Origin of the sequence: uncultured Massilia sp. (assembly GCF_913773735.1) — a bacterium.
GTDB lineage: Bacteria > Pseudomonadota > Gammaproteobacteria > Burkholderiales > Burkholderiaceae_D > Telluria.
This window is the reverse complement of sequence record NZ_CAJYEB010000010.1, coordinates 141,137-163,015: the sequence shown is the minus strand read 5'-3', so window position 1 is coordinate 163,015 and position 21,879 is coordinate 141,137. Positions and strand designations below refer to the sequence as shown.

The following is a 21,879-nucleotide window of genomic DNA, read 5'->3' as shown; positions in this document are numbered from 1 at the left end:
GTCCGGACGCGCGTGGCGCCCGTGGGGACGGGAGATCGGGGAGAACGACCCGGACGCCGCCGTACTGGCGTCCGGAATCGGGTGTTTCAGAATTGTTTCACAATGAAACGCTGCGATACAGCATGGAACGCCGCGTTACACCAGCCACAGCCCCTGTGTGCCGAACTGGGCCTGCTGCACGGCGTCCTGCGCGATCCAGCTGCCCACCAGTTCGGCGCGGGTATGCTCGTGCAGCATGGCGACCCAGGCGGCGCTGCCGCCGGCCGCGTTCGCGTCCAGGCCGGAATTGGCGTACAGCGTGGCGACGAAGTCGGCATCGGACAGGCTGCCGTAGCGCGCCGCGAACTCCGCCGAGCCGGTGAAGGCCGCGACCAGGGCGCCGGCATCCAGGTACAGGCCCGACCACCAGCCGAAGCCGCCGGCGTCGCCGGTGCGGTCCAGCACGGCCTGGTACAGCAGGCCCAGCGTCGTGAGCGTGGCGGTACCGACCTCGGTGAACGCCAGGTCGACGGTGCCGTCGCTGAACTCGCCCAGCTCGATGCCGGACAGCGTGTCGACGTCCGCGTTCGCCTTGTCGGCCACCCGCACCATGCCATCCGCGCCGAGCACCAGGCGGTAGTCGGCCAGCCTGCCGGCGTAGACGACCGTGTCGACGCCGTCGCCGCCCACCAGCAGGTCGCTGCCCGCCCCGCCCTCCAGGCGGTCGTCGCCGCTGCCGGCGATCCAGCCGTTCTCGCGCTCCACGGTCGTGGCGGCGACCACGATGCCGTCCGCGTAGTGCCCGCGGTGCTCGTCGCTCAGCGCCAGCGCCAGCAGCACGTCGGCGCGCGACACGGCGCCCTCGCCCAGCTTGCCGGTCCAGAACGCCATGCCGGCGCTGTCGCCGGCACGGTCCAGCACGTCGCCGTACAGCCGTTGCACGAAGTCGGCATCGGACAGCGTGCCCAGGCCGGCGGCGGACCACTCGGCGGAGGCCGCGAACGCGCGCGCCAGGTCGGCGGCGCCCACGCCATGCGCAAGGAAGTCATTCAGGCCGCCGACGTCGGGCGCGCGTCCGAACGCGGCCTGGTACAGCAGGGCGATGTCGGTCAGCGCGCCCTGCCCCGCGGCCAGGAAGGCCAGTTCGGCGGCGCTGCCGTCCAGCGCCGTCGCCGCCAGCGTCTCGTGCGCATCGGGCGCGAAGGTGGCGGTCTGGTGCACCGCCTGCAGCACGCCGGCCCCGAGCACGAACTGCCAGTCACCGGTGGCGCTGCGGCCGCCCTGCAGCACGTCGTTGCCGGCGCCGCCGTGCAGGTCGTCGTTGCCGATGCCGCCGGCCAGCGTGTCGTTGCCGTCGTCGCCGTACAGGCTGTCGTTGCCGCCGGTGCTGCCGATCACGTCGTCGCCGCCGCCGCCGTACAGGGTGTCGTCGCCCTCGCCCAGCAGGATGTTCTGGCTGGCGCCGTCGCCGGTCACGAAGTTGTCGCCGGCGCCGCCGCGCAGCGTGACCGCGCCCGCGACCGCGGCGAGCTGCACGTCGTTCAATTGCAGCGTGGTGCCCGCCGGCAGGCCGCCGGCATCGATCACCAGGGCCAGTGCAACGCTGGCGCCGGCATCGGTGCCGCCGGTGATGGCGATGTCCGGCCTGGCGGGTGCGGCGGCCGCCGCGACGCGGGCCAATGCGGCGCCGGTCAGTTCCGGCGCGATCGTCAGCGTATGCACCAGCACGTCCGGCCCCAGCGCCCGCAGGAAGTCGGCGCCGTGCTGCGCCATGGCGCGGCCGTCGGCGTCGCTCGCGGTGTTCGAACCGATGCGGTTGGCCAGGTCCTGCTGCGCCATGGCATTGTCCAGCAGGGACGCCGGGCCGCTGGCCTGCAGGCCTGCGCCGCCGGGCAGGCCGATCGTCAGCGTGGAGGTCACGCCGTTGGCGCTCGCCGCCAGCGGGATGTTCGCCAGCCCTTCGTGCGTGGCGGGCACGGTCGGCACCGCGAGCGTGTTGTTGACCAGGCCCGTCAGCGGATCGACCAGCGTGCCGGTCAGGACCGGGATGCCGTCGACGGTGCCGTTGCCCGGGCCGTCGTCCGGAGGCAGCGTGTCCACCGTGTACGGATTCGACTGCACCGTGCCGCTGCCCGCGTTGCCGGCCGCGTTGCGCACGCCGGCCAGGTCGAGGCGTACCGTGCTGGCGCCGGCGAACACGTTCGCGGCCGGGGTCAGGGTGGCCGTCCAGGTGATGCCGTCCAGGCTCGCCAGGTCCGACAGCGTGCCGTTGGCCAGCGCCAGGTCGGCCGTGGTGAAGCCGCTGACGGCTTCCGAGAACACGATCGTCACCTTGGCCTTGTCGCCGGCCGTCAGCACGGTATCGTCGATGGCCACCGTCGCCGTCGGCCTGACCGTGTTCACGGTGTACGCGGGACCGCTGGCCGTGCCGCTGCCGGCCAGGCCGCCGGCGTCGCGCACGCCGCCCAGGTCCAGCACGACCTGCTGCGGCCCCTGGACCAGGTCGGCGCCCGGGGTGAAGGTCGCGCTCCAGGTGCGGCCGCCGTCGCTGCTGGCCAGCGTGCCCAGCGTGCCGCCCGGCAGCGTCAGCGCACCCGCGCCCAGGCCGGTGACGGCCTCGCTGAAGGTCACCGTGAGCACGGCCGTCTCGCCCGCCGCCAGTGCCGTATCGGACAGGGCGATCGTCGCCGTGGGCGCCACCGGCGCCGTCGTCACGACCGTCGCGTCGTTGCTGGCCGAGGCGCTGCCGTCGCTCGCGGCCAGCGTGAACACGGTGGCGACGGTGCCGGTGGCGACCTGGTTCGCGGTCGGGACGAACACCAGCGCGCGCAGCGCCGCCTGCACCTCGGCCGCGCTGCCGCTCAGCGTGTAGCTGCCGGCGGCGCCTGCAAGGCCGGCGCCGGACAGCGTGCCGTTCGCGGCCGGGTAGCCGATCGTCAGCGTGACGCTATCGCCGTCGGCATCCGCGACCGTGACGCCGGCGAACGGCGTGGCGCTCGCATCGTCGGCGATCCGTGGCGTCGCGAACGTGCCGGCCAGCACCGGCGCGCTGTTGACGCCGACCGTGAAGGCATGGGCGGCGGCGTTCGCCGCCACCGTGTTGCCCGCCAGGTCCTTCACCGAGGCGTTGATGGCGATCGTGTAGCTGCCGGCGTCGAGCGGATCCCAGCCGCCGCCGGGCGCCGCGACCGTGTAGGTGACGGTATTGCCCGCCGCCGCGGCGCCGATGACCGCCAGGGCGCCGCCCGGCCCCGTGACGCCGACGTTGCCGGTGCCGATGGTGGCCGGGTCGATGCCGGCCCCGCCGTCCGCGTAGGTGACGGTGAACGTGAAGCTGGCGCCGGCCGGATCGAGCAGGTCGGCGCGCACCGGCGTGCCGGCCGTCGGCGCCGTGGTGTCGAGCAGGTAGGCGTGCTGCCACGGCGTGCCCTGGTTGCCGGCGGCGTCCGCCACGCGCACCTGCAGCGTGCCGCTGCCGGACAGCGTGATGCCGGCCAGCGACCAGTCGCTGCCGCTGGCCGACGCCTCGGTCCAGTGGGCGCCGCCGTCGATCGACACCTCGACGAATTCGCCCGCGCCCAGCGGCGCCCCCAGCTTGCCGCCCAGCGCCTGCGCGGCGACGTTGGTGACGAAGTCGCCGTCCGCGCCGCTGTCCACCGAGAACGCCACGTCCGTGATGGCCTGCGCGGGCGCGGCCGTGTCAAGCGTATAGGCATGGCTGGCCGTCGTGCCCACGATGCCATTGGCGCCGGTCACCTTGATGACGATGGTGCCGCTGCCGGACAGGGTGACGCCGTCCCAGGCCACGGTCGTGCCGGCGACCTTGTCGGTGATGACGGTCCAGCTGCCGCCATTGTCGAGCGAGCCTTCGACGACGTCGCCGGCGGCCAGCGGCTTCGACAGCGTCGCGTGCACCGTCTGCGCGGCGACACGGGTCAGGAAGTCGGTGTCGCTGCCGCCCGTGTCGGCGGACAGCGCCAGGCCGGCAACGCCCGGCGCCGGCGTGAACGCCACGTCGAACGCGTGCGCGGCGGCGTTCGCCGCCACCGTGTTGCCGGCCAGGTCCTTCACCGAGGCGTTGATGGCGATCGTGTAGCTGCCGGCATCCAGCGGATCCCAGCCGCCGCCCGGCGCGGCGACCGTGTACGTCACCGTATTGCCCGCCAGGACGGCGCCGATGACGGCGAGGCCGCCGACGCTGATATTGTCCGTGCCGACCGTGGCCGGATCGATGCCGGCACCATCGTCGTCGTAGGTCACCGTCAGGGTGAAGCTGGCGCCGGCCGGATCGAGCAGGTCGGCGCGTACCGGCGTGCCGGCCGTCGGCGCCGTGGTGTCGAGCAGGTAGGCGTGCTGCCACGGCGTGCCCTGGTTGCCGGCGGCGTCCGCCACGCGCACCTGCAGCGTGCCGCTGCCGGCCAGCGTGATGCCGGCCAGCGACCAGTCGCTGCCGCTGGCCGATGCCTCGGTCCAGTGGGCGCCGCCGTCGATCGACACCTCGACGAATTCGCCGGCGCCCAGCGGCGCGCCCAGCTTGCCGCCCAGCGCCTGCGCGGCGACGTTGGTGACGAAGTCGCCGGCCGCGCCGCTGTCCACCGAGAACGCCACGTCCGTGATGGCCTGGGTGGGCGCCGAGGTGTCGAGCGTGTACGCATGGCTGGCCGCCGTGCCCGGCAGGCCGTTGCCGTCGGTGACCCGGAGCAGGATGGTGCCGCTGCCGGACAGCGCCACGTCCCAGGCCAGCGTGGTGCCGTCGACGCTGGCGTTGAGGATGGTCCAGCTGCCGCCGTTGTCGAGCGAGCCTTCGACGACGTCGCCGGCGGCCAGCGGCTTCGACAGCGTCGCGTGGATCGTCTGCGCGGCGACCCGGGTCAGGAAGTCGGTGTCGCTGCTGCCCGTGTCGGCGGACAGCGCCAGGCCGCCGACGTCGGGGGCGGTGCTGAACAGCACGTCGATCGTGCCCGCCGCGCCGTTCGCCGCCACCGCGTTGCCGGCCCCGTCGCGCACGCCATTGGCCTTGATGGCGACCGTGTACGTGCCCGCGTCCAGCGGATCCCAGCTGCCGCCCGGCGCCTGCACCGTGTAGGTCACCTCGTTGCCGTTGGCCACGAAGCCGGTCACCTGCAGGCTGGCGCCGCCCGGCGCGGTGACGCCGATGTTGCCGGTGCCGAACCGGCTCGCGTCGATGCCCGAGCCGGCATCGGCATAGGTGACGACGACGGTGAAACTGTCTCCGCCAGGCGCCGCCAGTTGCGCGCTGGCCGCCACCGACGCCGTCGGCGCGACCTGGTCGAGGACGTAGGCCTGGCGGAACTCGGTGCCGTGATTGCCAGCCTTGTCGGCCACGCGCGCCACCAGGGTGCCGCTGCCCGCCAGCTCGGTGATGTCGAGCGTCCAGTCGGTGCCATTCACGAAGGCGGTGGTCCACGAGTTGCCGTCGTTCAGCGACACCTCGACGAATTCGTCGGCGCCGAGCGACTGGGTCAGGCGGCCGGCCACGATCTGCCAGGGATCGTTCACGACATGGTTGCCGTCGCCGTCGCCGGAGAATGCCGCGAACGCGACCCCGGCGACGGGCGCCGTCAGGTCGAGCGTGTACGCGCGCGCCGTGGCGTCGCCCGCGTTGCCGTGCTGGTCCAGCACGCGCAGCAGGATCGTGCCGCCGGCCACCAGCGTGGCGCCGGTCCAGGTCAGCGCCGTGCCCTGGACCATCGCCGTGATGTCGTCCCAGTGCGCGCCGTTGTCGACCGAGCCCTGCACGCGGTCTCCGGCCTGCAGCGCGGCGGACAGCGTGGCGCTGATCGTCTGCGCCGCGACGTTGGTGGTGAAGTCGGCGGCGCCGGTCGCGGGGACGTTCGACAGCGCGAAGGCGGCGAACGTCGTGGACGGCGGCGTGTGGTCGATCTCGATGCGCAGCGGGGCGCTCAGGCTGCTGCTCTGCGCGCCGATGGCCGAGGTGACGTAGGCATACACGTCGTAGACGCCGTTCAGGCCGACCGTGGAAAGATTTTCCACGACCCAGGTGCCGTCGGCGCGGACGATCGCCTCCACGTAGTTCTCGCCGGCGTTGTAGCTGCCGTTGCCGTTCTGGTCGATGAACACCCTGACCTTGCTGGTGCTGTCGCCGACGCCGCTGGTGCCGCCGAGCTTCAGGCCGTCGGCGGCGGTGATGCCGTCGGTCTGGGAAGTGCCGGTATCGGAACCGGCGTCCAGCACCGGCTTGCCGGGCTGGACCGGGTCGACGTAGATGGTGATCGTCTTGGCGATGAACGTCGTGCCGTCGTACACTTGGACGGTGATGCTGTCGGTGCCGGCATAGCCCGGGTCGGGCCGGTAGGTGAGCGTGCCCGGCTTGACCGGGTAGCCGGCGCCCGCCGCCGCCGTGGCGCCGGCGAGCGTGTAGTCGCCGTGCTCCGGTTCGCCGATCACGGTCCACGTCAGGGTCTCGCCGACGTCCGGGTCGTTGACGAGGAACTGGTCGGCCAGGCTGCCGGCCGGGGCGTTCTGCGTGGTGCCGTAATAACCGGACGGGGCGTCGAACTCGGGCGGCGTGCTGGAGTGGATGTTGGACATCGCGATGTCGTCGAGTCCGAGCATCAGCGGGTCGCCGTCCGGGTCCGACAGTTCGACCCAGGTCACGCCCTTGGCCTTCGGCTCGAACGACAGGTCGACGCGCTGCCCCACGTTCACCGTGTCGATGTTGACCTGGAAGCTGCCCTGGTCGGTCCTGACCGTCAGCGTCCCCTGGTAGCCGGCGAGGTCGACGACCGAGAAGGCGTCCAGGTCGAAGCGCTTGCCGCCGTCCAGCGTCAGCGTGATGGTCTTGGGCATGGGCACGCTGGTGCCGATCGCATCGACGACGAACATCCGGCCGTGCATCTGGGCGTCGTTGCCCAGTACCTCGCTCTCGTCGACGGCCACCACCCTGCCGGCGTCGACTTCCAGCGTCAGGAAGTCGCTGCCGACCTGCTGCGTGACGGACCGCGAACTGACGCCGGGATCGCCCGGCACGGTCAACTGGGTCGCCCCCGTGACCTGGGCGGTGAAATCGAAGTTCGCCGAGGTCGCCAGCGTGTCGTTCCAGCCCGCGAGGCCGGCGCCCAGCGCCTGCGCCTCGATCTGGCCGCTGCTGCGTTCCAGCACCCAGTTGCCGCCCAGCGCCGCGGCGCCGGTCATGTCGGTCGAGGCGGCGACGTCCGCGCCGGTGAGCCGCGCCATCGTCTCCACCAGCGCCGCGCCGGCGCTGCCCGCGCCGGCGTCGCAACCGTACAGCAGGATGTCGCCGTCCGGGCCGAGGGCGGCGCCGATGGCGGCCAGGTCGGCCGCGTGCGCGCCCAGCGTGGCGGCGGTCAGCACGGCGTCGCCCAGCTGCACGCTGCCGGCCGCGCCGTGCGACAGGATGTGCACGGCCCCGACGCCGTGCTGGCCGGCCAGCGCTTGCGCGACCTGGGCCAGGCCGTCGGCGCCGGCATCGATGAGGCGCCAGGTACTGCCGGGCGGGAGCGCATCGACCAGCGCCTGCCAGTCGGGCACGCGGCTGTCGATGAAGATGAAGGCGGCGCTGGCGCCGGCGGTGGTCGGGGTCGGGATCGTGGTCATGGCGGGCGCGGCGAACGGGTGGTATTCGGCGATCGGGAAAACGGCAAGCGGCAAACGGGAAAGGCGGGGAAGGCGGGCCGCCGCGCAGGCGGCCCGCGCGGCGTTCAGGGACGCGAGGGATAGACGCCCTGGAGCGCGATGATGAAGTTGAGGGTCAGGTACGGCGGCACCGTGCCGACGTTACCGCCCAGGCTGACCTGTACCGGCAGCGGCTGGCCGCCGCCGGCGCTCGCCACGGCGACGCTGCCGCCGCTGGCCGGCACCGCGACGTCGAACGGCTTGAGCGTGGTGGTCGCCGCGTCGGTGCTGTAGACGCGCGCGGCCAGCGTCCCGGCCGAGATATTGCCCAGCACCGTGGTCGGCCCCGGGGAATTGTTGCTGCTGGCACCGGTCGCATCGGCCGGCACGGAGACGCTGGCCGTGGTGGCCGCGCCCGGCGTGAACGTCGCTTCGTGGCTGTGCGGCGGCAGGTTGTCCAGGCCGATCGTCACGCTGCCCACGCCAGTGGCGCCGCTCAGGTTGGCGCTCGTCGCGCCGCCCTGCATGGCTACCTGGTTCATGACATCCGTTCCCATCGGGAACTTGTTGCGCAGGTCAGGCAGGCGGAAATTGGTGACACCGTCCCCGCCGTAATACGTGCCGAGCAGCGAGAACAGCGCCTGGTTCTGGTTGATCGAAAGCGTGCTGCCGTCGCACAGGGCCCAACCGTACGGTACCCATGGCACGGGCCACAGGATGATCTGTCCTAGAATCGGATCCATGATGACCTCCCCAGATAAAATGGATTCCAAAAATTAAACTTTTCCCGAGGAAATAATGGCACGAAATGACAACAAATTAAAGTTTCCACAAAAAAAAATCGCCAAAATGTTGGCGATTATTAAAGGGAGTACATAAATTCATTTGATTTGCATTAACTCCCATGCGCAGCGCATGGGAGTCAATGCCGGCCCGCATGCGCGGGCCATGGGTCGGCTCAGTGCGCCGACGCGGCGGCGGCGCCGATGCCGGTCTCCGAGCGCACTTCCTGCGCCTCGAAGCCGGCCTTGTCGATGGCGGCGCGCGGGCTCTTGTCGGTGACCGAGAACAGCCACACGCCCACGAAACCGACGGTCATCGAGAACAGTGCCGGCGACGTGTACGGGAAGATCGCGCTGGCATTGTGGAACACGTCCACCCACACCGACTTCGACAGCACCGTCAGGATGACGGCGGTGGCCAGGCCCAGGAAGCCGCCGACGGTGGCGCCGCGGGTGGTGCACTTGCTCCACAGGACCGACATGAACAGCACCGGGAAGTTGGCCGAGGCGGCGATCGCGAAGGCCAGCGACACCATGAAGGCGACGTTCTGCTTCTCGAACACGATGCCCAGCAGCACGGCGATCACGCCCAGCACCAGCGTGGTCATCTTCGACACGCGCAGTTCGCTGCCCGGGGCCGGCTGGCCCTTCTTGAGCACGGTGGCATACAGGTCGTGCGACACGGCCGAGGCGCCCGACAGGGTCAGGCCGGCCACGACGGCCAGGATGGTGGCGAAGGCCACGGCCGAGATGAAGCCGAGGAAGATGTCGCCGCCGACGGCTTTGGCCAGGTGCACGGCCGCCATGTTGTCGCCGCCCAGCAGCTTGCCTGCGGCATCCTTGAAGCCGGCGTTGGTGCCGACCAGCACGATGGCGCCGAAGCCGATGATGAACACCAGCATGTAGAAGTAGCCGATCCAGGTGGTGGCCCACAGCACCGACTTGCGCGCTTCCTTGGCGCTCGGGACGGTGAAGAAGCGCATCAGGATGTGCGGCAGGCCGGCGGTACCGAACATCAGCGCCATGCCGAACGAGATGCCGGAGATCGGGTCCTTGATGAAGCCGCCCGGGCCCATGATGGCATCGCCCTTGCTATGCACTTCGACGGCCTTCGCGAACAGCGCTTCCGGGCTGAAGTTGTACATGGCCAGCACCGAGAAGGCCATGAAGGTGGTGCCGGCCAGCAGCATGACGGCCTTGATGATCTGCACCCAGGTGGTGGCGGTCATGCCGCCGAACAGCACGTAGACCATCATCAGCACGCCGACCAGCACGACGGCGATCCAGTAGTCCAGGCCGAACAGCAGCTTGATCAGCTGGCCGGCGCCGACCATCTGCGCGATCAGGTAGAACAGCACGGTGACCAGCGTGCCCGAGGCGGCGAACATGCGCACCGGCTTCTGGGCGAAGCGGTAGGCGGCCACGTCGGCGAAGGTGAAGCGGCCCAGGTTGCGCAGGCGCTCGGCCATCAGGAAGGTCAGCACGGGCCAGCCGACCAGGAAGCCGATCGCGTAGATCAGGCCGTCGAAGCCGTTGGCGAACACGGCGGCGGAAATGCCCAGGAAGGACGCGGCCGACATGAAGTCGCCGGCGATCGCCAGGCCGTTCTGGAAACCGGTGATGCCGCCGCCGGCCGTGTAGAAGTCGGACGCGGAGCGGGTCTTGGCGGCCGCCCACTTGGTGATGAACAGGGTCAGCACCACGAACAGCGCGAACATGACGATCGCGGTCCAGTTGGTGGCCTGCTTGGTGGACTGGCCCAGGTCGGGCGCGGCCAGGGCGAGGTTGCTGGCGGCCAGCAGGGCCAGCGCGGTGGTGTTGCGCAGCGCGGCCATCATGCCTGCCTCCGGATCGGCTGGGCGACGCCGGCGTGGGTGCCTGCTGCCGCGTTCTTCTGGATGGCGTCGGTGAGCGCGTCGAACTCGTTGTTGGCGCGGCGCACGTAGATGCCGGTGACGACGACCGTGAACACGATCACGAACAGGCCCAGGGGCACGCCCCAGGACATGACGCCGGCGCCGATCTTCGACGCCATGAACTGCTTGTCGAAGGCATTGAGCAGCGTGAAGCCGTAGTACACGATCATCACGCTCCAGGTCAGCATCCAGCCGTAGCGGGAGCGCGTTTCCTTGAGTTTGCGGTAGTTGGGGTCGTTCTTGACCCTCTGGACAATGTCTTGATCCACTTTTGTCTCCAATTTTCTAATATTGACCCTGCTAACATGGACAGGTTGGTGTCGATCCTAAGTGCGCCCCCTTACCCGATTCTTACGGCCCCATGGAAAAAAGGGCAATTCGCTGTTTCACGCTGAAACGTCGTGAAACACCGGTGCCGCAATGGTTTACACTGGCGCCATGAGCCATTCCCCCCGCCCTCCCGCCGCGGGCGCCCCGGACGACGCCGGCAAGCCGGTGATCTGGACCGTGTCGGTCTCGCGCCTGTCCGAGCTGTTCCGCCACATCACGCCCGCCTACGACCACCTGGCCCGCATCGAGCCGCTGCACCTGGGCTTCGACGAGGCCGCGCGCCACATCCGCGAACGCCTGGCCGCCGAGCACTGCGACGTGGTGATCGCGGCCGGCTCGAATGCCGCCTACCTTAAGGGACGCGTCGCCGTGCCGGTGGTGGTGGCCCAGGCCAGCGGCTTCGACGTGATGCAGGCGCTGGCGCGGGCGCGCCGGCTGTCGCAGCGCGTCGGCCTGATCCACTACCAGAAGCCGATGGCGGAGCTGGCCGAGTTCGCCGCCACCTTCGGCCTCGTGATCGAGCAGCGCACCTACGTCACCGAACAGGACGCGCGCGCCGCCGTGGCCGAGCTGAAGGCGGCCGGCATCGAGGTCGTCGTCGGCGCCGGCCTGATCACCGACCTGGCCGAGGAAGCGGGCCTGCAGGCGGTGTTCGTGTACTCGGCCGAATCGATCCGGCGCGCGTTCGACGACGCCCTCGAGATGGCGCGCCAGACCCGGCTCGAAGCCGGGCGCGGCCGGCGCGCCGGCGCCCGCGACGCGGATGCGCGCCGCGCCCGGCGCGGCTTGAACGACCTGCGCGGCGAGTCGGCGGCGATGGAGCGGCTGCGCCAGGCCGTGATGCTGTACGCGCGCTCGCCGGCCACGGTGCTGATCCAGGGCGAGACCGGCACCGGCAAGGAACTGGTGGCCCAGGCCATCCACCGCGAGAGTCCGAAACGCGCTGCCAGCCGTCCTTTCGTCGCCGTGAACTGCGGCGCGATCGCGGAATCGCTGCTGGAATCGGAACTGTTCGGCCACGAGGAAGGTGCGTTCACGGGCGCGCGCCGCGGCGGCCATGCCGGCCTGTTCGAGGCGGCCGACGGCGGCACGCTGTTCCTCGACGAGATCGGCGAGATGCCGCTGGCCCTGCAGACCCGCCTGCTGCGCGTGCTCGAGGAGCGCGAGGTGATGCGCGTCGGCGGCACGCGACCGGTGCCGATCGACGTGCGCGTGGTCAGCGCCACCCACTGCGACCTCGAGGCGCGCGTGCGCGAAGGCCGTTTCCGCGCCGACTTGTTCTACCGCCTGGCCGTGCTGCGCCTGGCGCTGCCGCCGCTGCGCGAGCGCGTCGAGGACATTCCCGAGCTGGCCGAATGGGCGCTGAAGAACGCGCTGGCGGCGCTGGGCGCCCGTCCCCACCCGAACCTGGCCGCCGAGGTCCGGGCCTGCGCGCCGCTGCTGGCCGGCCACCGCTGGCCCGGCAACGTGCGCGAGCTGCGCAACCTGATGGAGCGCCTGGCCCTGTTCCTGGCCGCCGAGCCGCTGCAGGCGCTGACGCCCGCGTTCGTGCTGGGCGTGGCGCCGGAACTCGCGGCCGGCGGACCGCCGCCGTCCGCCGCCGTCCCCGCTGCCGCCGTGGCCGCGGCGCCGCCCGAGAGCCTGGCCGACGTGCTGGCGCGCTTCGGCGGACAGCGCGACGCGGCGGCGCGGCACCTGGGGATCAGCCGGACGACCTTGTGGCGGCGCATGAAGGCCGGCGAGGCGTGAGCGCATGGGGGCCGCCACGGCTTAACACCGCCCAAACGCATCGCGCCGAAAAGCCGTATCATGGTTTTTTACCATGGCCCGGCGCCCATCCGGCACCGGCGTTCGCCAGCGGCGCCCATGAGGTGTCCATGAAGTGCCCATGAAGTGCCCACGAAGTGCCCATGAGGTGCCGATGCGGCGCCGCATCAACGGAGGCATCATGCAAGACTTGTCGCAAGCTGCGCTGTTTTCCCTGATCGGCAATACCCCCCTGGTCGAAGTCACGCGCATGGACACCGGCCCCTGCCGGCTGTTCCTCAAGCTCGAATCGCAGAATCCCGGCGGCTCCATCAAGGACCGCGTCGGCCGCGCCATGATCGAGGCGGCCGAGCGCGACGGCCGCCTGCGCCCCGGCGGCACCGTGGTCGAGGCCACGGCCGGGAATACCGGCCTGGGCCTGGCGCTGGTGGCGCGCATCAAGGGCTACCGCGTCGTGCTCGTGGTGCCCGACAAGATGGCGTCCGAGAAGGTGCTGCACCTGAAGGCGCTCGGCGCCGAGATCCACCTGACCCGCTCCGACGTCGGCAAGGGCCACCCCGCGTACTACCAGGACGTCGCGGCGCGCCTGGCGCGGGACATTCCCGGCGCCTGGTTCGCCGACCAGTTCAACAACCCGGCCAATCCGGACGCCCACGAGACCACCACCGCGCCCGAGATCTGGGACCAGATGCGCCACGAGCTGGACGCCATCGTCGTCGGCGTCGGCTCGTCCGGCACCCTCACGGGCCTGTCGCGCTTCTTCGCGCGCGTGCAGCCCGACGTGGAATTCGTGCTGGCCGACCCGCAGGGCTCGATCCTGGCCGACTACGTCGCCACCGGCAGGGTGGCCGAGGTCTCCGGCTCCTGGGCCGTCGAAGGCATCGGCGAGGATTTCATTCCCGCCATCGCCGACCTGTCGCGCGTGAAGACCGCGTATGCCATCAGCGACGCGGACAGCTTCAACACGGCGCGCGCGCTGCTGCGCCAGGAAGGCATCCTGGCCGGCTCGTCCACCGGCACGCTGCTGGCGGCGGCGCTGGCGTGGTGCCGCGCGCAGACCAGCCCGAAGCGCGTCGTCACCTTCGTGTGCGACACGGGCACGCGCTACCTCACCAAGGTCTACAGCGACGGCTGGATGGTCGACCAGGGCCTGCTGCAGCGCCCGCGGACGGGCGACCTGCGCGACCTGGTCGGGCGCCGCTTCGACGCCGGCGAGGTCGTCACCGTGGCGCCGTCCGACACCCTGCTGACCGCCTTCAACCGCATGCGCGCGGCCGACCTGGCCCAGCTGCCCGTGATCGACCAGGGCCGCCTGGTCGGCCTGATCGACGAATCCGACCTGCTGCTGCACGTGACCACGGAACGCGAGCGCTTCGGCGCGCCGGTGTCCGGCACGATGACGTCCGAGCTGCAGACACTGGCACCGGGCGCCGGCATGCAGCAGCTGCGCGACATCCTCGACCGCGGCCTGACCGCCGTGATCGCCGACGGCGACCGTTTCTACGGCCTGATCACCCGTTTCGACCTCCTCAACCACCTGCGCAGGACCCTCACGTGACCCGACCAGACGACAAGCACGACCCCAAGCGCCACATCGCCACCCGCGTGATCCACGGCGGCCAGGCCCCCGACCCGAGCACCGGCGCCGTGATGCCGCCGATCTACGCCACCTCGACCTTCGTCCAGGACAGCCCCGGCGTGCACAAGGGCCTCGACTACGGCCGCTCGCACAACCCGACGCGCTGGGCGCTGGAACGCTGCGTGGCCGACATCGAGGGCGGCAGCGGCGCCTTCGCCTTCGCCTCCGGCCTGGCCGCCATCGCCGCCGTGCTCGAACTGCTGCCGGCCGGCAGCCACGTGGTGGCCGGCGACGACATGTACGGCGGCACCTACCGCCTGTTCGAGCGCGTGCGCCGCGCCAGCAGCGGCCACGCGTTCGCCTACGTCGACCTGGCCGACCCGCAGGCCCTGGCCGCGGCGCTGCGGCCCGAGACCAGGCTGGTCTGGATCGAGACGCCGACCAACCCGATGCTCAAGCTGGCCGACCTGCGCGCGATCGCGGACGCATGCCGCGCGCGCGGCATCCTCACCGTGTGCGACAACACCTTCGCCAGCCCGATCAACCAGCGCCCGCTGGAACTGGGCATCGACATCGTCGTGCACTCGACCACCAAGTACATGAACGGCCACTCGGACGTGATCGGTGGCGTCGCCGTCGTCGGCACCGACGCGCATCACCAGGCGCTGCGCGAGCGCCTCGGCTTCATCCAGAATGCCGTCGGCGCCATCCAGGGTCCGTTCGACAGCTTCCTGGTGCTGCGCGGGATCAAGACCCTGGCCCTGCGCGTCGAGCGCAGCAATGCCAACGCCCTCGACCTCGCGCACTGGCTGCAGGGGCAGCCGCAGGTGAAGCAGGTGCACTACCCCGGCCTGGCCACGCATCCGCAGCACGCGCTGGCGCGGCGCCAGATGCACGGCTACGGCGGCATCGTGTCGATCGACCTCGACACCGACCTGGCCGGCGCGCGCCGCTTCCTGGAACGGTGCGAGGTGTTCACGCTGGCCGAGAGCCTGGGCGGGGTGGAAAGCCTGATCGAGCACCCGGCCATCATGACGCATGCGACCATTCCGCCCGAGCAGCGCGCGCGGCTGGGGATCGGCGACGGCCTGATCCGGCTGTCGGTCGGGATCGAGCATGTCGAGGACCAGCGCGCCGACCTGGCGCGGGCGCTGGCGGCCATCTGACGACGGCGCCGTGCCCGTTCGCGGGGCGGCGCCGTCCGGCTCAGGCGTAGCCCAGCGCCGGCAGCGCGCGCCGGGTCCCGGCCGCGGCGTCGGCCGCGGCGTCCTCGGCCACCCGCGCGTGGCGCACGGCCTCCTCCACGTCGCTGCGCACCTTGAAGGTGGCCACCACGTCGGTCAGGTGCTCGGCCTGGGTGCGCATCGTTTCCGCCGACGCCGCCGCCTCTTCGACCATGGCGGCGTTGCGCTGGGTGGCGTGGTCCATCGCGTCGATCACCCGGCGCACCTGGGCGATGCCGGTCGACTGTTCGGCGCTGGCCGCGTCGATCTTCTGCAGCAGCTGCGCCACGTGCTGCACGCGTTCCAGGATCTGGCGCATCGTGCCGCCGGCCGCGCTGGCGATGCCGGCGCCCGATTCGATGGCCCCGGTCGATTCGCCGATCAGCGCCTTGATTTCCTTGGCCGCCGATGCCGAATGCTGGGCCAGGCTGCGCACCTCGGCCGCGACGACCGCGAAGCCGCGCCCTTCGGCGCCGGCGCGCGCCGCCTCCACCGCCGCGTTCAGCGCCAGGATATTGGTCTGGAAGGCGATCCCGTCGATCATCGACGTGATGTCGTTGATGCGCGCGGCCGACTGGCGGATCGTGTCCATGCGCTCGACCATCTGGGCCACGGCCTGGGCGCCCTGCTGCGCCACCGTCGACGCGGCCAGCGCCTGGCGGCTGGCTGCGTTGGCGTTGACGTGGTTCTGCTCCACCGCGTCGGTCAGTTCGACCATCGCGCGCACCGTCTCGTGCAGGCTGCTGGCCTGTTCCTCGGTGCGGTGCGCCAGGTCGCGGTTGCCGTCGGCCATCTCGGCCGAGGCCTGGTCGATCATGCGCGCGCTGTCGAGCACGCGCACCACCGTCGCCGACATCCCGTGCGTCATGTGGTTCAGGGCGTCGAACATGCGCCCGATCTCGTCGCCGCGCCGGTGCGCGATGCGCGCGCCCAGGTCGCCCTCGGCCACGCGCTCGGCCAGGCGCACCGCTTCCCGCAGCGGCGTGACGATGCTGCGCGTGAGCAGCCAGGCGGCGCCCGCGCCGACCAGCAGCGCGGCGGCGCCGAACGCCAGCAGCAGCACGCGCCCGGTGTCGAAGGCGCGCGCGGACGCGTCGGCCATCGCGTGCGCCTGGCTGGCCTGGGACGCCAGCAGCGCTTCCAGCGCGCCGGTATAGGCGTCGAACGTGGTGGCGAGCTGGTTGCCGGCCAGTTGCTCGACTTCCTGGGTCTTGCCGAACTCCTTGGCCTGGAACACCTGCTTGCGCACGGCGAGCCAGGCGGCCCTGGCACGCGCCGCGCGTTCGGTCAATTGCGCCTCGCCGGGACCGGCCGGCAAGCGGGCCAGGCGCGCCTCGATCGCCGCGGCTTCCTGTTCGCCCTTGGCCAGCTGGGCCTGGAAGTAGTCGGACAGTTCCAGGCTGTCGCTGCGGGCGATGCTGACCGTGCGCACGCCGTTCAGGCGCGCCACGCCGAGCAGTTCGGACGTGGCCTGCTGGCGCGCCAGCTTGTTGTCGACCAGGTCGCGCGTGGTGACGGCGGCGGCTTCCATGCGCCACAGCGACACCAGGGAAATCAGGACGATGGCGAGGGAGACGATGGCGAAGGCGCCGAGGATCCTGGTGCCGGTACGGAGGTGATCGATGCGCATGTCGAATGGGGGCCGGGTTCAAGGGATGTCGGCAGTATAGGAAGGCATTGTGACGGCCTCGTGACCCGCGCCGGTGCGCGCGCGATGCACCGGACAGGCGTGCGCCCGTGCCGAACGAAAAAAAAGCCCGCACGGGGCGGGCTTCTTGCGGCCTTGCGGCCGGGCGACGGGAACGTCGCTTATTCGATCTCGACCGTCTCGACCGGCTCCGGCGGCGGCGGTACGTCGCCTTCCGGGAACTCGAGGAACACCTCGTCCTTCTCGTTCAGGTCCACCGTCACGCGCCCGCCGCTGACCAGGCGGCCGAACAGCAGCTCGTCGGCCAGCGCCTTGCGGATCATGTCCTGGATCAGGCGCGACATCGGACGGGCGCCCATCAGCGGATCGAAGCCCTTCTTGGCGAGGAACTTGCGCAGCTTCTCGGTAAAGACGGCTTCCACCTTCTTCTCGTGCAGCTGCTCTTCCAGCTGCATCAGGAACTTGTCCACGACGCGCAGGATGATGTCCTCGTCCAGCGCGCGGAAGCTGATGATGGCATCCAGGCGGTTGCGGAACTCCGGCGTGAACATGCGCTTGATGTCCGCCATCTCGTCGCCGGCCGCCTTCGAATCCACGAAGCCCACCGAACGCTTGGTCAGGCTTTCGGCGCCCGCGTTCGTGGTCATGATGATGATCACGTTGCGGAAGTCCGCCTTGCGGCCGTTGTTGTCGGTCAGCGTGCCATGGTCCATCACCTGCAGCAGGATGTTGAAGATGTCCGGGTGGGCCTTCTCGATCTCGTCCAGCAGCAGCACGGCGTGCGGCTTCTTGGTGATGGCCTCGGTCAAGAGGCCGCCCTGGTCGAAGCCGACATAGCCCGGCGGCGCGCCGATCAGGCGCGACACGGCATGGCGCTCCATGTATTCCGACATGTCGAAGCGCACCAGCTCGATGCCCAGGATGAACGCCAGCTGCTTGGCCACCTCGGTCTTGCCGACGCCGGTGGGACCGGAGAACAGGAACGAGCCGATCGGCTTGTCCTGCTTGCCCAGGCCGGCGCGCGCCATCTTGATGGCGGAGGCCAGCGCGTCGATCGCCGGGTCCTGGCCGAACACCACGTTGCGCAGGTCGCGGTCGATGGTCTGCAGCTTGCTGCGGTCGTCCTGGTTGACCGTTTGCGGCGGAATCCGCGCGATCTTCGCGATGATGTCCTCGATCTCGGTCTTGCCGATGGTCTTCTTCTGCTTCGACTTCGGCAGGATGCGCTGGGCGGCGCCGGCCTCGTCGATCACGTCGATGGCCTTGTCCGGCAGGTGGCGGTCGTTGATGAAGCGGGCCGCCAGCTCGGCCGCCGTCGACAGCGCCGACGACGAGTACTTCACGCCGTGGTGCTCCTCGAAGCGCGACTTCAGGCCGCGCAGGATCTGCACGGTCTGCTCGACCGAGGGCTCGTTGACGTCGACCTTCTGGAAACGGCGGCTCAGGGCATGGTCCTTCTCGAACACGCCGCGGAATTCCGTGAACGTGGTCGCGCCGATGCACTTGAGCTGGCCGTTGGCCAGGGCCGGCTTGAGCAGGTTCGAGGCGTCGAGCGTGCCGCCCGATGCGGAACCGGCGCCGATGATCGTGTGGATCTCGTCGATGAACAGGATGCCGTTCGGCGTGTCCTTGAGCTGCTTGAGCACCGCCTTCAGGCGCTGCTCGAAGTCGCCGCGGTACTTGGTGCCGGCCAGCAGCGCGCCCATGTCCAGCGAATACACGACGGCATTCTGCAGGATCTCGGGCACGTCTTCCTGGACGATGCGCCAGGCCAGGCCCTCGGCGATCGCGGTCTTGCCGACACCGGCCTCGCCGACCAGCAGCGGGTTGTTCTTGCGGCGGCGGCACAGGATCTGGATCACGCGGTCGACTTCTTCCTCGCGCCCGATCAGCGGATCGATGCGGCCATCGGCGGCGGCCTTGTTCAGGTTCTGGGTGAACTGGTCCAGCGGGCTTTCCTTGGCCTGGCCCTCGACCTGCGCTTCTTCGACGCCCTCGGACGCCTTCTGGCTGTCGATCTGCTGGTCCTTGCGCACGCCGTGCGAAATGAAATTCACCACGTCCAGGCGCGTCACGCCCTGCTGGTGCAGGTAGTAGACGGCGTGCGAATCCTTCTCGCCGAAGATCGCCACCAGCACGTTGGCGCCGGTGACTTCCTTCTTGCCGTTCGACGCCGACTGCACGTGCATGATCGCGCGCTGGATCACGCGCTGGAAACCGAGGGTGGGCTGGGTGTCGACCTCGCCGGTGCCGGGCACCGTCGGCGTGTTATCGCCGATGAAATTCGTCAAGGTCTTGCGCAGGTCTTCGATATTGACCGCGCACGCACGCAGGACTTCGGCGGCCGACGGGTTGTCGAGGAGCGCCAGCAGCAGATGTTCGACCGTGATGAACTCGTGCCGAGCCTGCCGCGCTTCGACAAAGGCCATGTGTAGGGATACTTCCAATTCCTGCGCAATCATACTTCCTCCATCACGCACTGCAGGGGATGGCCTGCCTTGCGCGCATGCGTTAATACAAACTCCACTTTGGTACACGCTATATCTTTGGAAAACACGCCACACACACCCTTGCCATGGCGGTGGACGGAAAGCATGATCTGCGTCGCCGTCTCGCGATCCTTGTTGAAATACTCCTGGATGATGGCGACCACGAACTCCATCGGCGTGTAGTCGTCATTGAGCAACGCCACCTGGTATAACGGGGGTGGCTTGACGGTCTGCCGCTCCAGCAGCTGTTCGGTATCGTGCTTGGTTGCCATAGGGGTATTCTAGAATGCTTTCAATCTTCGTGTGTGCGGAAACTAACGCTCAGGTCAATCCCATATGTTTTCCATCTTACGCGTTTTCCGTTCCGTGCGCAGATGGCGGTGCGGTTGCAAAAATCAAGAGTTTGTTTAAGGACACAAGTCGCCGCTTTCCCGGCCCGCCGGCGGGCGCCGTGAAAATTTTTACAACCGGCATCCAAAACCGCTTGACTTACAGGATTATTGCACCAACAATGCAGTTATTGACATGTACTTATGTATTTGTTGATAAGAAGTGAGCAGGCTGAGGAGGGGGCAAAAGCTTCTTGCTTTTATGGCTCGTGTGATTTGTTTTCATTTGAAAGTTCTTTTATGGCAACAGGTACTGTTAAGTGGTTCAATGATTCCAAAGGTTTTGGTTTCATCACCCCGGACGACGGTGGCGAAGATTTGTTCGCACACTTCTCGGCTATCAATATGGCCGGTTTCAAGACCCTCAAAGAAGGTCAGAAAGTCCAGTTCGAAGTCACGCAGGGCCCGAAAGGCAAGCAAGCTTCCAACATCCAGGGCATGTAAGCCGCCCCTCCGGACGCTAGAAGCCCCGCTGCGGCGGGGTTTTTTTATGCGCGGCGCACTCGCCCGCCCCCCCCCTTCCTCAGTCCGGCCCGCCGGGAAACGCCAGCGCATGGGCCTGCGCCAGCACCTCCTCGATTTCCTCGTCCGCCACCGCCTCGCGGCGCATCAGCCGCGCCAGGATGTCGGCATGGCGCGCCGCCAGGGCGCGGACATGCCGGGCCGGTTCGTCGGCCAGCGTGCCGCCGTCCGCCAGGGCCAGCAGGCGCTCCGGCCCGCCGGTGAGGCGCTGGAAACCGTAGATGAAGCGTCCGATGCGCTCGTAGTCGTCCAGCGTTGCCATGGGCGTCCTCCGCGCGCCCGGCGCTACATGTGCTCGATCATGGCCGCGCCGAAGCCGGAGCACGATACCTGGGTCGCCCCTTCCATCAGGCGCGCGAAATCGTAGGTGACCGTCTTGGCCTGGATCGCCGCTTCCATCGCGCGGATCACCAGGTCGGCCGCCTCGGTCCAGCCCATGTGGCGCAGCATCATCTCGGCCGACAGGATCATCGAGCCCGGATTGACGTAGTCCTTGCCCGCGTACTTGGGCGCGGTGCCGTGGGTCGCCTCGAACATCGCCACCGAATCCGACATGTTCGCGCCCGGCGCGATGCCGATGCCGCCGACCTGGGCCGCCAGCGCGTCGGAGATATAGTCGCCGTTCAGGTTCAGCGTGGCGATCACGCTGTACTCGGCCGGGCGCAGCAGGATCTGCTGCAGGAACGCGTCGGCGATCGAATCCTTGATGACGATGTCCTTGCCCGTGCGCGGGTTCTTGAACTTGCACCACGGGCCGCCGTCGACCAGCTCGGCGCCGAATTCCTTCTGCGCCAGCGCATAGCCCCAGTCGCGGAAGCCGCCTTCGGTGTACTTCATGATGTTGCCCTTGTGGACCAGGGTCACCGAGGGCTTGTCGTGGTCGATCGCGTACTGGATCGCCTTGCGCACCAGGCGCTCGGTGCCTTCGCGCGAGACCGGCTTGATGCCGACGGCGGACGTTTCCGGGAAGCGGATCTTGCGGCTGCCCATGTCCCTGGTGAGGAATTCGATCACCTTGCGCGCCTCGGGCGTGCCGCCGGCCCATTCGATGCCGGCGTAGATGTCCTCGGAATTCTCGCGGAAGATGACCATGTCGGTCTTGTGCGGCTCGCGCAGCGGCGACGGCACGCCCTTGAAGTAGCGCACCGGGCGCAGGCAGACGTACAGGTCGAGTTCCTGGCGCAGCGTGACGTTGAGCGAGCGGATGCCGCCGCCGACCGGCGTCGTCAGCGGGCCCTTGATCGAGACCACGTAGTCGCGCACGGCGGCCAGCGTCTCGTCGGGCAGCCAGACGTCCGGGCCGTAGACGCGGGTCGATTTTTCGCCGGCATAGATTTCCATCCAGTGGATCCTGCGCCGGCCTTCGTAGGCCTTGTCCACCGCCGCATCCACCACCTTGCGCATCACCGGCGTGATGTCGATCCCGGTGCCGTCGCCCTCGATGAAGGGGATCACCGGCTGGTCGGGCACGTTCAGCGCGCCGTCGGCATTGACGGTGATTTTTTGACCGTCGGAAGGGACTTTGATATGTTCGTACATCATGTTCTCCGAAGTGGACACCGGCTGCCTGGCGGCGGCGCCTGCGATCTCCATTACAATAGATGGCCTGTTGCCGTCGGTCTTCTATAAGATATAAGA

13 protein-coding genes are annotated in these 21,879 nt (G+C 69.4%); 4 read left to right on the top strand and 9 right to left on the bottom strand.

Going from position 1 to position 21,879, the window contains the following annotated elements; translation table 11 throughout:
- Positions 1 to 135: 135 nt before the first annotated feature.
- The 4 genes from QZ749_RS04150 to QZ749_RS04135 all read right to left on the bottom strand — a co-directional run bounded on the left by QZ749_RS04150 (position 136) and on the right by QZ749_RS04135 (position 10,563).
- Positions 136 to 7,578: an Ig-like domain-containing protein gene (locus QZ749_RS04150; RefSeq protein ID WP_296943590.1), complete on the bottom strand. Its 7,443-nt coding sequence runs from the start codon at positions 7,576 to 7,578 to the stop codon at positions 136 to 138.
- A gap of 104 nt (positions 7,579 to 7,682) precedes the next feature.
- The gene (locus QZ749_RS04145; RefSeq protein WP_296943587.1) at positions 7,683 to 8,339 is read right to left on the bottom strand and encodes a phage tail protein; all 657 of its coding nucleotides are present in this window, start codon (positions 8,337 to 8,339) and stop codon (positions 7,683 to 7,685) included.
- 215 nt (positions 8,340 to 8,554) lie between these two features.
- Positions 8,555 to 10,216: a cation acetate symporter gene (locus tag QZ749_RS04140; RefSeq protein WP_296943585.1), complete on the bottom strand. Its 1,662-nt coding sequence runs from the start codon at positions 10,214 to 10,216 to the stop codon at positions 8,555 to 8,557.
- Positions 10,213 to 10,563 (bottom strand): DUF485 domain-containing protein, encoded by a 351-nt coding sequence (locus tag QZ749_RS04135; protein ID WP_296943583.1) that lies wholly within the window; start codon positions 10,561 to 10,563, stop codon positions 10,213 to 10,215. The genes QZ749_RS04140 and QZ749_RS04135 overlap by 4 nt, the downstream gene beginning before the upstream one ends.
- 169 nt (positions 10,564 to 10,732) lie before the next feature.
- On the opposite strand from QZ749_RS04135, the gene prpR reads away from it, so the two are divergent.
- The 3 genes from prpR to QZ749_RS04120 all read left to right on the top strand — a co-directional run bounded on the left by prpR (position 10,733) and on the right by QZ749_RS04120 (position 15,136).
- The gene (gene prpR / locus QZ749_RS04130) at positions 10,733 to 12,373 is read left to right on the top strand and encodes a propionate catabolism operon regulatory protein PrpR (RefSeq protein WP_296943581.1); all 1,641 of its coding nucleotides are present in this window, start codon (positions 10,733 to 10,735) and stop codon (positions 12,371 to 12,373) included.
- A gap of 199 nt (positions 12,374 to 12,572) precedes the next feature.
- Positions 12,573 to 13,949: a cystathionine beta-synthase gene (locus QZ749_RS04125; RefSeq protein WP_296943579.1), complete on the top strand. Its 1,377-nt coding sequence runs from the start codon at positions 12,573 to 12,575 to the stop codon at positions 13,947 to 13,949.
- Positions 13,946 to 15,136, top strand: a complete 1,191-nt coding sequence (locus QZ749_RS04120; protein ID WP_296943576.1) for a PLP-dependent aspartate aminotransferase family protein — start codon at positions 13,946 to 13,948, stop codon at positions 15,134 to 15,136. Before QZ749_RS04125 ends, QZ749_RS04120 begins: the two co-directional genes overlap by 4 nt.
- 40 nt (positions 15,137 to 15,176) lie before the next feature.
- Here QZ749_RS04120 and QZ749_RS04115 read toward each other — a convergent pair whose 3' ends face one another.
- From QZ749_RS04115 to clpS, 3 genes are all read right to left on the bottom strand, one after another.
- The gene (locus QZ749_RS04115) at positions 15,177 to 16,823 is read right to left on the bottom strand and encodes a methyl-accepting chemotaxis protein (RefSeq protein WP_296943574.1); all 1,647 of its coding nucleotides are present in this window, start codon (positions 16,821 to 16,823) and stop codon (positions 15,177 to 15,179) included.
- A 179-nt stretch (positions 16,824 to 17,002) separates the two neighbouring features.
- Positions 17,003 to 19,303: an ATP-dependent Clp protease ATP-binding subunit ClpA gene (gene clpA, locus QZ749_RS04110; RefSeq protein ID WP_296943572.1), complete on the bottom strand. Its 2,301-nt coding sequence runs from the start codon at positions 19,301 to 19,303 to the stop codon at positions 17,003 to 17,005.
- The gene (gene clpS / locus QZ749_RS04105) at positions 19,300 to 19,602 is read right to left on the bottom strand and encodes an ATP-dependent Clp protease adapter ClpS (protein ID WP_027864722.1); all 303 of its coding nucleotides are present in this window, start codon (positions 19,600 to 19,602) and stop codon (positions 19,300 to 19,302) included. Before clpS ends, clpA begins: the two co-directional genes overlap by 4 nt.
- A 357-nt stretch (positions 19,603 to 19,959) precedes the next feature.
- Here clpS and QZ749_RS04100 point away from each other — a divergent pair, with 357 nt between their 5' ends.
- On the top strand, positions 19,960 to 20,163 hold the full coding sequence (locus QZ749_RS04100; protein ID WP_135191704.1) for a cold-shock protein: 204 nt from the start codon (positions 19,960 to 19,962) through the stop codon (positions 20,161 to 20,163).
- Between the two features lie 79 nt (positions 20,164 to 20,242).
- On the opposite strand, the gene QZ749_RS04095 is transcribed toward QZ749_RS04100, so the two are convergent.
- Positions 20,243 to 20,503, bottom strand: a complete 261-nt coding sequence (locus QZ749_RS04095) for a hypothetical protein (protein WP_296943559.1) — start codon at positions 20,501 to 20,503, stop codon at positions 20,243 to 20,245.
- Between the two features lie 23 nt (positions 20,504 to 20,526).
- Positions 20,527 to 21,780: an NADP-dependent isocitrate dehydrogenase gene (gene icd, locus QZ749_RS04090; protein ID WP_296943859.1), complete on the bottom strand. Its 1,254-nt coding sequence runs from the start codon at positions 21,778 to 21,780 to the stop codon at positions 20,527 to 20,529.
- Positions 21,781 to 21,879 lie beyond the last annotated feature (99 nt).

What these genes read in the sequence shown, in the direction of transcription:
- QZ749_RS04150 (WP_296943590.1), bottom strand. Translation starts at nt 7,578, where the DNA reads ATGACCACGATCCCGACCCCGACCACCGCCGGCGCCAGCGCCGCCTTC.
- QZ749_RS04145 (WP_296943587.1), bottom strand. Translation starts at nt 8,339, where the DNA reads ATGGATCCGATTCTAGGACAGATCATCCTGTGGCCCGTGCCATGGGTA.
- QZ749_RS04140 (WP_296943585.1), bottom strand. Translation starts at nt 10,216, where the DNA reads ATGATGGCCGCGCTGCGCAACACCACCGCGCTGGCCCTGCTGGCCGCC.
- prpR (WP_296943581.1), top strand. Translation starts at nt 10,733, where the DNA reads ATGAGCCATTCCCCCCGCCCTCCCGCCGCGGGCGCCCCGGACGACGCC.
- QZ749_RS04125 (WP_296943579.1), top strand. Translation starts at nt 12,573, where the DNA reads ATGCAAGACTTGTCGCAAGCTGCGCTGTTTTCCCTGATCGGCAATACC.
- QZ749_RS04115 (WP_296943574.1), bottom strand. Translation starts at nt 16,823, where the DNA reads ATGCGCATCGATCACCTCCGTACCGGCACCAGGATCCTCGGCGCCTTC.
- clpA (WP_296943572.1), bottom strand. Translation starts at nt 19,303, where the DNA reads ATGATTGCGCAGGAATTGGAAGTATCCCTACACATGGCCTTTGTCGAA.
- clpS (WP_027864722.1), bottom strand. Translation starts at nt 19,602, where the DNA reads ATGGCAACCAAGCACGATACCGAACAGCTGCTGGAGCGGCAGACCGTC.
- QZ749_RS04100 (WP_135191704.1), top strand. Translation starts at nt 19,960, where the DNA reads ATGGCAACAGGTACTGTTAAGTGGTTCAATGATTCCAAAGGTTTTGGT.
- QZ749_RS04095 (WP_296943559.1), bottom strand. Translation starts at nt 20,503, where the DNA reads ATGGCAACGCTGGACGACTACGAGCGCATCGGACGCTTCATCTACGGT.
- icd (WP_296943859.1), bottom strand. Translation starts at nt 21,780, where the DNA reads ATGTACGAACATATCAAAGTCCCTTCCGACGGTCAAAAAATCACCGTC.